The sequence below is a fragment of the Pseudoalteromonas sp. PSi26 genome, from assembly GCF_054960575.1.
Genome location: NZ_JBHNYT010000007.1, coordinates 61,143 through 74,014, shown reverse-complemented (window position 1 = coordinate 74,014; position 12,872 = coordinate 61,143). Strand labels below are relative to the sequence as shown.

General features: G+C 34.8%; 11 protein-coding genes. 4 read left to right on the top strand and 7 right to left on the bottom strand.

Annotated features, from left to right (window positions below; genetic code table 11):
• Positions 1-225: 225 nt before the first annotated feature.
• Complete coding sequence (locus ACFI34_RS09390; protein ID WP_462673291.1) at positions 226-1,650, bottom strand: DEAD/DEAH box helicase; 1,425 nt, start codon at positions 1,648-1,650, stop codon at positions 226-228.
• Positions 1,651-1,660: 10 nt separating this feature from the next.
• Positions 1,661-2,173 (bottom strand): hypothetical protein, encoded by a 513-nt coding sequence (locus tag ACFI34_RS09385; RefSeq protein ID WP_462673290.1) that lies wholly within the window; start codon positions 2,171-2,173, stop codon positions 1,661-1,663.
• A gap of 91 nt (positions 2,174-2,264) precedes the next feature.
• On the opposite strand from ACFI34_RS09385, the gene ACFI34_RS09380 reads away from it, so the two are divergent.
• From ACFI34_RS09380 to ACFI34_RS09365, 4 genes are all read left to right on the top strand, one after another.
• Positions 2,265-2,543, top strand: a complete 279-nt coding sequence (locus ACFI34_RS09380) for a helix-turn-helix domain-containing protein (RefSeq protein WP_462673397.1) — start codon at positions 2,265-2,267, stop codon at positions 2,541-2,543.
• 341 nt (positions 2,544-2,884) lie between these two features.
• Entirely contained in the window at positions 2,885-3,658 is a 774-nt protein-coding gene (locus ACFI34_RS09375) for a Zn-ribbon-containing protein (RefSeq protein ID WP_462673289.1), read from the top strand.
• A 123-nt stretch (positions 3,659-3,781) separates the two neighbouring features.
• Entirely contained in the window at positions 3,782-3,916 is a 135-nt protein-coding gene (locus ACFI34_RS09370; protein WP_462673288.1) for a hypothetical protein, read from the top strand.
• Positions 3,917-4,255: 339 nt separating this feature from the next.
• Positions 4,256-5,407: a hypothetical protein gene (locus ACFI34_RS09365; RefSeq protein ID WP_462673287.1), complete on the top strand. Its 1,152-nt coding sequence runs from the start codon at positions 4,256-4,258 to the stop codon at positions 5,405-5,407.
• Between the two features lie 209 nt (positions 5,408-5,616).
• Here the strand turns inward: ACFI34_RS09365 and ACFI34_RS09360 are convergent, their stop codons facing one another.
• From ACFI34_RS09360 to ACFI34_RS09340, 5 genes are all read right to left on the bottom strand, one after another.
• Positions 5,617-6,882: a YcaO-like family protein gene (locus ACFI34_RS09360; RefSeq protein WP_462673286.1), complete on the bottom strand. Its 1,266-nt coding sequence runs from the start codon at positions 6,880-6,882 to the stop codon at positions 5,617-5,619.
• Between the two features lie 7 nt (positions 6,883-6,889).
• Positions 6,890-7,102 carry a hypothetical protein gene (locus tag ACFI34_RS09355; protein ID WP_462673285.1) on the bottom strand — a complete coding sequence of 71 codons (213 nt, stop codon included), beginning with the start codon at positions 7,100-7,102 and terminating at the stop codon, positions 6,890-6,892.
• A gap of 538 nt (positions 7,103-7,640) precedes the next feature.
• Positions 7,641-8,159, bottom strand: coding sequence for a hypothetical protein (locus tag ACFI34_RS09350; RefSeq protein WP_462673284.1), 519 nt, complete (start codon positions 8,157-8,159; stop codon positions 7,641-7,643).
• The gene (locus ACFI34_RS09345) at positions 8,159-10,384 is read right to left on the bottom strand and encodes a hypothetical protein (RefSeq protein WP_462673283.1); all 2,226 of its coding nucleotides are present in this window, start codon (positions 10,382-10,384) and stop codon (positions 8,159-8,161) included. The genes ACFI34_RS09350 and ACFI34_RS09345 overlap by 1 nt, the downstream gene beginning before the upstream one ends.
• Entirely contained in the window at positions 10,374-12,869 is a 2,496-nt protein-coding gene (locus tag ACFI34_RS09340) for a hypothetical protein (protein ID WP_462673282.1), read from the bottom strand. Before ACFI34_RS09340 ends, ACFI34_RS09345 begins: the two co-directional genes overlap by 11 nt.
• Positions 12,870-12,872: the final 3 nt, after the last annotated feature.

Sequence of the window (12,872 nt, the reverse complement as noted above, 5' to 3'; positions counted from 1 at the left end):
TTATCTGTTAACTGGCTCCGTCAGTGATATAACGTTTAGGTACAAATACCTAATCGTTCTGCGACTTCTTCAATTAAACATCCACGCTCAGTAATTTGATAAAAAAGTACCCAAATTAAGTTTGAGAGTATGACGCTTGCCTTTATTCATAAAACACCTCTTAGTAGAAGTTATAATGTAACTTATTTGGCGTAGTAAACTTTGGGATGTCCACTACTCAAAATACTAGAAGTCTCTGATTTCTAGTATTTCTTGCTTAAACCGCCCATATATACCTAATTCTCTTTCGTAATTGTCGCTTAGATCACACTGTATTAAATGTTTGTCTGATACTTGTGTTATTTCTGAAGGCTGTAAAAAGGCTTTTGAACAATCAAGATCGCTATCAGATGTGAGCAAACTATCCTTAATATCATTTTCTGCTTCAGATATAGGATTATCATCACCTTCTAAGTCAACAGAATTGGTCGTGGTTTCTACTTTTACAATTGGAACTGTACTAGGGATATCTTGAGCTAAATTCTTTGCAAATTCCATCAACATAGCTTCCGCAGGCATAAACATGATTGCCTCTTGGTTTGCTTTATCCGTAATTCTCAATATACGACCTAAGATTTGTCGAAAGTATAATTCTGTAGTCACATTTGTCAGCAGGCAACATACTTGCAAGCGGGGAATATTGGTGCCTTCAGAAATCATTCCTACACTGATCACCCACTTATCATTACCTTTTCTGAATTGTCTGATAGTTTCGCTTGGTTTGTCTTCATCACTTGTGACTACTATCGCATCTTCATCTAATACTTTTCGTAAAATATCATGGATTTTCCAAGCATGGCTAATGCTTGAAGCAACAATTAAACCTGCTGACTCACCATTAACTATTCTTAATCGGTCTAGTTGAAAGTTAGCTTTTGTAAGCATCTGCTCGACAACAATCTCATTTTGAACAACTTTAGAATAAGGAAGACCAGACTCCATTAATAGACTTGCAAACGACTTAAAATGCTGTGTTTCATCTTTTTCAGTAAGCGTAATATTATCGTTATCAATAGCGATGAGTTGTGGTACGCGGCAAACTTTGTCATGTATAGCTTCTTTTAAACCGTAAACATAATCACATTTAATCTTTCGGGTTGCATCACAATATTGAGAAAGTGCAACAGGAGAAGCATCAGAGCGCCAAGGTGTGCCAGTAAGGGCAATGGTATATTCAGCGCCATACTTTATTTTTTCAATTATTGGTCTTCCCCATGAGTTAGCGTTATCGATATTTGTTCCGGCACAATGGTGTATCTCATCAAAGATAACAAAAACCCTATGCGATTTAAAAAGATCCCAAAATGACTCATCTAAATATTGCATTCCTTGATATGTTTTTGAGTTACCTTTTGCTCCGATAAGGCCATCGAAGCGAGCTTTAATAGTATGTTCCAAACTTTGACTAAAATCGTATGCGACAATTCTCGAAGGAGCAAAACAAAAGACTAAATCAATCATGTCTAGCTCAAATAGTTGTTTAGCCAGCTCTGATCCCATTATGGTTTTACCTGCACCAGGTGTTGCAAGTGCTAAAAAATGTTTTATTCCTTCAGAGTAATGTTTAAGTGCTTTTTCAACACATTCACTCTGCCACTTTCTTAATTTCATTAAGGTTTACTCATTGGTTTAATAGGTTTTCAATTGCTTTGATTTTGCCAAGTAAAGCTGAATTTTGTTCACGGGCTTGATTGTACTTACCTTGAAGTTGTTCATTTAATTCAGGGTGAGCTTTTGAGAGTTGTTCATACTCTTCTAGTTCTCCAAAATTAATTAACAGTTCTTTTTTGTAACGGTTTAACCTGCGTAACAAGGGAGCTTCCACTTTTTCAGAACAATGAAGAAGATCCGACTTTTCAGTCATTGAATTTTTCGGCTCAGATAGAATTTTGCCTGCATTAAATAACGCTGTTTTCTTGTAGCATACAGCACCAGTTTTATTGGATTTAATTTTCTTTAACCAATTTCTTCTTACTAGTTTTATCAATTCAGCATAACAGAACCTTCTGGCTTCAATAGGGCATATACTCTTATCTTCTTGCAATACGAGAAATGCGGCTCTTAGCTCTAATGCTGAAAAGTGATCAAAATTCTTAGCAGAGACAATTTGAGCGATAAGAAAGTTTAACTTCATATGAACCTTCTAAGGATAGTTTCACGGTGTGTTTATAGTCCGTGTGATTAAAATCCGTGGGATTATAGTCCGTGATAATATAATCCGCAATATGGGAAGATCGGTCTTTTCGTTTGGAGTAAACCGGATGAATGATCGAAACCAAATTTTCAGTAAAAAATTACGAACAATAAGAACAAGTAAGAAGGTTTCTCAAGATAAGTTAGCCGTCGTAACAAAAATTGATAGAAGTTATGTTGGCCGCATCGATAGGGGGGAGGTAAATATCACATTAGACATCCTCTATAAGCTTTGTATTGCACTAGAATGCGAGCCATCTGACTTCCTACCGACATTGAATCAATTAAAAGATACAGAGGAGGAGTGTTGAACGAGAGGGTATACTAGTTGTTTGTGATGCGTGTTTGTTACTGATTCGAATTAGAGTGGATGAACTTCTTAACAAGCGAAATAGCGGTACATTTGATTTCAGGGACGATACTCCAGATAATGGACTTACTACTGCAATCGACAATTGGAGAAAGCAGAACATTCAGTAGTGGTACTGTTATTCTTGTTTTAAGAATGATAACTGAATGAAAATTATTATGTTTAACTTGAACTTGCGATAGGATACACATCACACTCCCATCGTAAGTGTTAAGCATCATTTTTTAATTCTGGTACACTTAGTCGTCTTAAATCTTTTTTTAAACTGTGGGTTATTAATTTATGTTCGTTGTTGATTTGATTTTTGACTGCTACCAAGATACTTCTTTAGCAGATGCAGAACATGCGATTATTCAACTAGTGAATGCATTCCGATTTAATGGTCAGATTATCGGAGATGAGTTTCCAACAGTTTTGAATGAAGGGTATTTTGTTACTCGTGTTATGTGCCCAGAAAAAGATTCTCTTCACCCTTTAAATTATAGTCCATTTGTTAAGCACAGTCTTGATAAGCTTACAGAGGTTGGCCTCCTTTATCCAAAAGTAAAAGTAATTGGGCAAGATATACACTCTAATGGTTCAGATGAATGTAAAGAGCCAAGTAGCTATATCATTTATACGACTTATGTACACACATGTAGTCCTATCTATTGCGGTGATGACTTTCTTCCAGTCCCGTTATACAAGTTACCTGCAATCTCAAATGGTGACTATAAGGCTTTGATAAAATGGAAAGAAGATTGGCAATCTTGCGATCAGATCCAGATCAACGCAGCTACTAGGTGTGAGTTTGCTGCTATTAAAGAGCTTGCCGATGTTGATAGTGATTTGTATAGAAGAGGGCAATCTTTAAGGAAGCGGATAGCCTACTTAACTAATAAGCCTGTGTATTATTATTTATATCGTGTAGGAGGACAGGGTAAAGAGTCTGAACTTGAGCGTAAATGTCCAAGTTGTGATGGTGACTGGCTACTAGACGAAGCGTGGTTTGGGTTATTTGACTTTAAATGTGACAATTGTGGAATAGTTTCAAATATTTCGTGGGATCATCAGTAAACTGAGGCTTTTAGGAAAGTTTAATTTAGCGATCAAGAGATATTTAGCTAATGTGATAATTGGAAACATATCTCTTAATAGAAAAAAGCACAATTTGCGCACGTTTAAATTGTTAGAGATGCTTTGAACAACTTTCCAAACATGGATGAAGGTGAAATGACCTTATTAGAGTTAGTTGGAAAATTAATTGAGCAAGATCATAAAGTTATTAAAGAAATAAGAGCAATTGATGCACAAAGTTTTTTTCACAATAATTGAATGAAGGGAATATAAAAAGGCCAAATTGTGCATTTAAATACTGTATAGCAGTCAATTTTAATGAATATGGTGAGTCAAAATACTCGAACTAATTAGCCGAGCTTTAAGATTTGAAAAAATTAGCAAAAAACGGAATCAGTAACAACTCCAGTAAAAGATGAAAAATCAGAAGCCGCGTTGACACATGGATTGAATCTAGTTTCCGGTGTATTCTTTGGGTTATTAAGCATTTTCAATTATGTAATGAGCAGATCTCACATAGTCAAATGCCAATTAGAAAACTATATTGGTAAGTAAGCGCATCAGGCACAGTAAATAGTATTAATAAAGGGATATAGGTTGGACTTATTTACACCAAGATTTAAAGAGAAAGCACTCCACCCATATTTTATTAGATTGCTCAAAGAATCAGAATATGCCCCTGTACGAGAAGTAATAACAAAGTGGGCTAAGGGAATGGAAGGCCGAAAAGTTGAAATGAACAAATTCATGGATGAGTTTCAACTCAGCTTCAACTCCTCATTATGGGAATTATATTTAAATAAAGCATTCAAAGAGCTTGGCTTTAAAATTGATTACTCTAAAGAGTCACCCGACTATTGCTTAACTTCCAAAAGTGGTCAAGTAATCAATGTAGAAGCTGTCACTACTAATAACGCCCAAAATAGAGATAAAAAGTATTACGAAAGGGATGTGATTAACGCATCGAGTCAACAAGAAATGGGTGAGTTTTTAGATGAAGAAACTATAAAGTTACTTGGTGTAATTCGAGATAAAAAGAAATTATTCACAGGTGAAGACTTTAAGGAAAACCCATACTCATCTCATGAACATGTTAAAAATAAGCCTTTTGTTATTGCTGTAGCTCCATTCGATAATCACCTGTCATTCACACAAAACAATTTGGCGATAAATCGAGTGTTGTTTGGCATCAACCCACCACAACAAAATAACTTTGGAGAGTTAGTCCAAGATAAAGTTAAATATGTTGAGAAAAAGAATGGTACTAAGCTGGATTTAGGCATATTTACTAATGACTCTTATAAAGAAATAAGTGCAATCATTTTCTCAACTACAGGTATGTTCGGAAAGGCTATTGTAGAGAGTAAAATTGACGCTATGATCCGTGCTACAAAGTATAGACAGTTTAGTCCCAAGCAGTTTCGTACTAAGAAAAGGAAGAAGATATTAGGGATGTCTAAAAAGCGGATGAGTGATACCCATGAAATAATATCTTCTCGTTTACTTATAGGGGATATAGTTTGTGGCTCTGATGTCCATCTTTGCCACATATCTGAGTGGCGGGAAAGTCATTTAGATGGCCTCCATATATACTACAACCCTTTTGCAGAAGTACCGCTTGATAAAAAGTTGCTCAATACCATGCAAATAACTCAGAACAGTTACGATAAAAATACTAACCAATCAATTCACATCCATCGTGACGGGTGTTTGGTTTCAAGGCAAGTTTACACTATCGTCGGAAAATAACTCAACTTGTTTAATTCATCTAGTATGAGTTGTAGTAGCTCATATCTAATCTTACAGTTTAGACTTTATCTGACAGGCAGTTAGGACCGAATTACGGACGTCTGCTCCTTTATTTTTATAAAATATTGCGAAAATATATTACTGTTAATTCTCATCAACACCTTCTAAATGATTAATCAATGATAATAAAGTTTAATCTATGCAATACTCTAAGAATTGCAATTAGAGTGCTTTAAAAATGACCTTCCTCTTTCAGATGGCAGGATGAAGTGCCCTCCAGTAACAAGATAGAATCGTTCTAAGGATGGTGTTAAGGTCTGGACAACCCACGGTTTTTTTAAATTTGAAGAAGAGTGTATCACTCTAGAATAAACATCAATGTCATGTATATTCTGTAGATACTCACATATCTTTTTAACTTGTTCGGAAACGGGGCCTTCTGGATTGAATAAAGATTCAAACTCCATGTTTAACTTATGGTAATTCTCGTAAACTTCCCCACCCATATAACAAAAATAGCCCTTATCCATAAAGCACTTTGTGTATTTAGGTAACATTTTAACGGGTATTGATTTACTGATCAGTGGGTAATGGTATTGGAGCTTTTTTTGTCCATGTACACACTGAAGCGCTTCTAGCATCGATCTTTCGATGGCATATCGAAGGCTTAAAGATGACCCCGAACCAAAAAAAGTAGCACCGTCTTTATCTGAAGTTAAAGAGGCTAGGATGCTTGGTATTTTTATATTAGAGGTTATGTTGTAAATCGTTAATTTTGCTTTGAGTGAACTTTCAATTTTGTATTTTAATTGTTTTAATTCTTTAGGTAGCGATTCATCACTAATTATCCTTACTGGCAAGGGGGCGTCTGAAATGACTACTTCTATAAGAGTAATACCTATTGCATCACGTTCTATAGACTCTAAAACACCATGTAAAAATGCTTCTTCAAAAGTTAACCCTGATGCTACTCCAGAATTACAACTGTAGCGATGAAGGCAGTTATTTTTAGTTATTAATACTTCTTCTTGCGTTTCGGGTTGATAACTAGGGTTTCCAAGGAAGCATGGATATAAGACAGTATCGCTATTAGACCAATGGTTATATTCATAATGGTCAAAAGTGACAGTTTTATCCTTAAGAATTTCATAAAAATCAGGTGAGCCTTTAAAGTACCAATCTGGTGCATTTTGCGAAGAGAAAGTTTTTGTTAATACTGGCGTGGAATCATACTCATAGTGATAATGCTCTATCGCCTCAGCAATAGCAGAAACAAGACATTGATGACTAATGCCTTTTCCCATACCTGATGCAGTTCTACCTTCTTTGTCTTTAAAAGAACAAAACCAAGTAGGCACATCGCCGCCCATGCTAGTCAGAACAACGTCTTCAAAAGAACTAAAAACATAATTTTCAAGAATATGCTTAGCCTCTAAAACAGAAAAGCACCTTTCTGGCGTGAATTTATAACTCAAACTTGGACTAATTTAGCTTCAAGATCTTAATAACTTCTTCAACATTTTCTAAATCAATTTCTAAAGTTTCCTCACTATCACCTTTAACTGTGATTTCGACAATAGTCTTTTTTCCTTTCGTGCCAGCATTTCTATCCAGCAAGTCCATTATCTCTGGTAGTGCTTCGGCTAATTTTGCTCTAGAGTTTGCCTTTTGGTCCCTTTTCATTGTATTGCCCATATTATTATTCCTTTTCTGTAGTTGATGTGTTGTTTATAAATTAACCACTTCAATATAGCAAAACTAAAACTAATAACAATATTCTTTTTGTATAGGTTGCCGACCTTACCGTAAGTTCAAACATTGAACTAGAGGTACAATCAATGACAAAACTACCAAGCAATTTATCAAGTAACTTAAAACATCCTATACTTCAATTAATTGCCTTACGCTTAGTTTTCGCTATTCTATATAAATATAAGTCTTTGTTTTAATTTGTTTTAAAATGTAAAAAAGCTAACAGGCTGCTTCTGGCAAAAGGTAGCCATTTACTGTCAGATTTGATTCAATTCCAAAAATCAAATCTGCCAGATCAAGTTAAGATTTATTCATATGAGTTGTGTATTAACTAACTCAAACTCGATAAGAGAAGAGGCAGTGACGCTTTAAAGCCCTTTTCCTAGATGTATTCAATACGATTTTCATTCCATGTTTTTGCTAGTAAAATTAATAGCGATCTTTCTAATTTGGCATTTTAAATTAAGGCTTAATCGAAAATTTAATCATCTTTTTTGTTTTTTGAAATATGAACAATTTCGGCTAATTGGTGTGCGGCTCTCATTCGAGATTGCCTTTCACTTGTCGGAATAGCTTCCCAAAGCGCAGCTAGCATGTTGTTAACTTTAGTAAGTTCTTTTTCAATTACAGTGTCTTTATTGCTAAGTTCAGCTAAAAGAGATTTATTTCGCTTTGTCAGAGTTTTATTTTTTCCTTTGAGATACTGATTTTTTTCGACTAAATCTTTGTAATCAGGATGTGAACTTATGTCACCAAAGGGCTGAGATGTCGCTGTAACAATTGCATTGATCTCATTTTCAATATCCACGTGATATTTTGAAATTACCCCATTTCCTTTTCCGGCTTCAATTTCTACATTTTGTTTATTAAGCTTAACTGTTTTGCCAGCTTTTGTTTTTTCAATAAGCTCTGGGCTAGTAAGTTTACCATCACGAATATTTTGGATAGCAACACGTAACTCATGTTTAGTTTGTTTATAGCTGTTATCTCTAGAGTTCATTAGTCTATGCTCCTTGTTACTATTACCATATCTAGAATTTTCTTACTGAATTGATAAGGTTCATAATCAAAATCTAGTTCAGACATAATTTTTTCTGAAGCTTTAATTTGTGTAAAAAGCCTTGCAGCGGTTTGTGGGCTGAGATCATCCAACTCCTCCAATAAAGAAAGGTGTCGCATGGCCTCAAATCTGGTAGATTCAGCAAAAACAACGTCTTCTATATAGTCATATTCACAATCAACACATTCAGTGAGATCAATATTGACTCTCATAGAGCACTGTTTATTGGTGCAATACATGCCAGGGGCGATAGCATGTATATGTTCTTTCTCAGCACTTAACTGTTTGTACCAAAAGTCAGGGTTTAATAGTGACTTATTACCACCTTCTTCAAAATAGTTTTTTCCTAACTTTGCAATTTCAAGAGTTTTTTGCTTCCCTTTACCGCCAGCGATACGCTCACGGTTAGCTATTTTATTGAATATACTAGCAAAAATTTTAGCTTTTGATTGTAAGCGTTGATCTTGAATTTCTGAGTAAAACTTTAGAAATGAACTCGCATTCCTTGCATACCACCGAGTCATGTGAAGCGATACATGGCTAAATTGTTGTTTTAAAGCTGGGAATGAACACAACTCAAAGCCGACCAAGTAGTAAGCAAGGCTTCTTCGACACATGTGTGTGGTAATTTGAAATCTATCTTTAATTTTAAACTGATGTTTTTTTTCTGATTTGTCTAGGTACTCGACGTCAGTTTTATCTAGTTTTAGATTTATTCCTCCAGTGGCATTTAGTGCATTAAAGTTATTGTTTAATAGATAGTCTAATGTTTTTAAATTAAGTGTTTCAGGTACTAATCTGTCTAATGAATAAAATAGTTTTTTACTAGACTTTGCTCTCTTTCTTTGTGGACACATTAATGCACTTAATACTTTGAAAGATTTGTAACCGACTTCAGTTGTGACATAAACATCATCTTTGGTCTGACTGTTACCAGTTATTTTACTCTGTCTTGTTGTTAGCAAATAAATTTCTTCTTGCTGAAAGGAGTTATAAGCTTTGTATCTTAGTTTTTTTGAAGATTTAGTTAGTGGTTCGTCCTTTGGAGCTTTAGTTTTTTGTGCGCCATGCATATGGTGCATTGAGTGTAGTTCGTTAACTCTCATCCCAGACAAAAATAGACACAGCCAACTAGATGATATAATTATTTTTTTTCTAAATTCTTTGAATTGAGTAAAGTTAACTGTTCCACCGTTAAGGGTTTGAAATAAAGTTTTCTTCACTCTTTTTGTCGGCATAGTTAATGACACTTGGTTCTTTTTAAATAACTCAATCCACAGTTTATTCTTTTCAAAATCTACTAGCTCGATACTATTTTCTTTCAAATCATGTAAAAAATCCTTTGCTGATTTAGTGGCTTTTTCATTTTTTGACAGCTTTACAAGCCCATGCCGCAACTTATAGATCCTGTCGGCTTGCTGTTCATCTATAAATTTCTGAAATTTTTCTGCTTGAGTCTTTAAAGTGTGTAATTCAGAGTAGGCTTGTTTAATTAGAGTCGAGTATTGATTTAATATCTCGGTATAAATACGTAGGGGGATAACTGGATATTGTTTTGCTTCTTCAATTGCAACCTTTAAGTCTTTTTGTGTAATAGTGTTATAAAAAGACATATCAAAGTGTAGATGTTGAGCGCTTTTGATCAGGGCATTCAATCCTGACAAGCTATCCTTCTTACTAAATTTGTATCCTAAACTGTTGACTTCAAAAAGAGAGTCTTCTGTAAGTTGCGAAAAACTACTCATATTGTTACTCATAAGAAATGGAATCAGTTTTCTTAGAGAACGAATATGACTCCCGATATTATTGAACGTTACTTTGTCTTTACAGAAGTAGACTTGGGCTAAAGCAAAGCACTTTATCTCATTAATGAAGTTTTCATGTACTTCGGAGTGTATGTGTGTGACATTTCCCGTGTCATTACTAAAAACTAAATTGCTAACTGACTTTGCTTGGAGTTTAGAATCAAGAAACTTCCATGTGTTTTCTTTGAAAAAAATTGTTATGTTTTGATCTTGATAAACAATTAGCTCCTTTAATTTTTTCCAGTTTCCTTCAGCCAGTGCTGGTAAAATTGTCTTGTAAATATATGTAGTATCAAAAGTAGTAATATGCTCATAATTTCTGACATTTTTGAGGCTATTAGAAGTGATATTATCGATCATAATTTGAAGCTCCTATCGCAAAGTTCAGAATCAAGTGCTCGTCAGAAAATAATGGGTAAATTCCATTTTTTAGTCTCTTGTCTAAAGCTTTGTTAAATGTGTTTGACGGTATTTGCTCTAAGAGAAGCTCAAAGCGTTCTATTTTCATTAAAACGCGACTGTTAACGGTTGGTAGAAGCGATAAGCTGCTTCTTAAAGCTTCGATAAAGCTTATTAGCTTATAAATAGAGTGTGGGTCATCAACAAGCTTTGCTGAATTACAGAAGATGCACAAGTCTAGCTGGTAGCAAGTGATGTCTTCATTCTCATGTATAATTGAGTTATTTAACGCAAATTTTCTCGCAGCGTAATGATAGTTTTTTTCCCCTTCAATTTCTGGTTTGCCATTACAATGAATCCCATTCGGGTTTGTTGGTGTTTTTAATTCTTTATATTCATCGTAAGCTAACACTTCAATTTTATTTGTGACTTTTACTCTTTGTTTAGACTCTTCTAATGAGTTACCTTTTGCAATATTTTCAATTGTTTGTATGCCTTGGGAGACCATTTTCTTATTCTGTATGGGGTGCCCGTTGATATAGCTTTTTTCAAGCGTTGCTTTTTCATTTTGAAGTATTGATCGAGCTGAACTACCTCGATCTGCCTCACTATACTCTTGATCGCTTGTTGTTAACCTGAGCTTTGATGATGATAAAACTAAGAAAAAGTTACCTGAGCTGACCCCAAGTCTAGTGACAAGGTTTGGACTGATTATTGACTCGATACTTTGCCATTGATAAGTTTTATCACGCTTGCCGAGAGGAAGTAAAAAAGCAGGCTTATTTTTTCTTTTTGGGTTAGTGTGCTGATACTGAGACGGCAGCCTATTATAGGTTTGCGCATATCTTTCTAAGCTTAATAAAAACTTCTTAAACTTTCTTTCAGTTATGAAAGAGCCTGCTTTACCATCTAAATAACTGAAAGAAACATTAATTTTATTAGGGTTATCTTCATTTGCCTTGGTTGTCAGAGGCATAATAATGTTGCGAAGCGGTAAATTAGTCATACAAGACAAAGCTGCAAAAGCAAGTTCGATGCTTCTACGTTTAATGCTATTAGCGTGAAGTTCTCTTTGTATTTTGCTGATAATCAGTGAGTTTTTCCCACTTGTTTCAGTAAAGATTTCAGTGCATACAGAGTGGTTCTGCACTTGTTTAAACCTGCGAATAAAGTGTTCCGCAAGATAACTTCTTTGATCAGAAAGCAAGCATAAGTTTTGAGAAATTACATTGCTAGCGTATGAGATATGAAGGGGGACCTCTTCTCCATTAGAGTTAATACTAAAAAACACTTTTCCGTATTCGGAACTTGAATAGAGCCTAGAAACTTCTTCTAATTTATTTATAAAATCCATCCCACTCTCAATAGCGAATTTGTCACTTTTATGCATCGGTGTTTTAATGAATCCAGCTTCATTATCTGGCTCTTCGCCTAAAGTGCCTTTTAACTCAGGGTGAGTTGTAGCAGATGGATCTTCTCTAAAGAGCGCTTCTATAGATTTATGCGACCTTCCTTTATATGCTTTGATCCAGCAGTTACGTGAAGTCTTATCTCTGTAGTTTTCAACGAAAACGGGGTGGTGCAATTCTAATACTGGCGTTTTGTTAAACGCTGTGAAATAGCAAAAGAGTAGATATCCCGCTGTCATGCATTGATGCAATGGGGAACATGGCCCAAATCTCCCTTTGTTTTGTCCAACAGTCACATAAACCTTTTGATTATTTTGTTTATCGACAACAACTTTTAATTGTTCAGGTGGAAGTTTATTACCTGACTTGTGGTAGTGAATTAATTGGGTCGCTAGCGAACCGAAGTAATAGCTTAAACGGCGTATCATCACTGATAATTCATTATGAGTATATGCTGTTGTGCCAGACTGATTTTTTAATTTAAACACTGTTAATGAGCTTTGAAGCGGTAATATATTAAAATTCAAAGCAACTAAGATTTGATCAATTACGCGCTTGTAGCTCGCAGCAGTACGTTCTTTTAAGCCGATTTCCTCATCGTTTTTATACTCAAAGTAATCCTTTTTTCTTGACTCGTATAGTGCTACAAGTCTCCATAACTCTCCTCCACTGCCAAGGTATGACAGGTAACCAACTTCAGAAAACGGTGAAATATTTAAATTATCGCAATAACAAATGTACGGACGAAAAACTACATAAAACTGGTAAATTGAATCATCAGAGTATTTATCTTTTCTTTTTCTTTGTAAAAATTTATAAAATAATTTTACTTCAGCTTGCCTATTCTTAGTGGGATATCCAAGCTTTTGATTACATTTATAGTAATTTAACTCACCTATATTTAATTTTTTTTCACTTTGGCTTTTTAACGTTAAAGAAAATGGTAAATCTCTTTTTGATTTCAAGCTCTCTATTTTATTTTTTGTATCGTCGTCAACTATATCAAGCTCAATATCAAAAATTGGACTTTTAGCCATAGC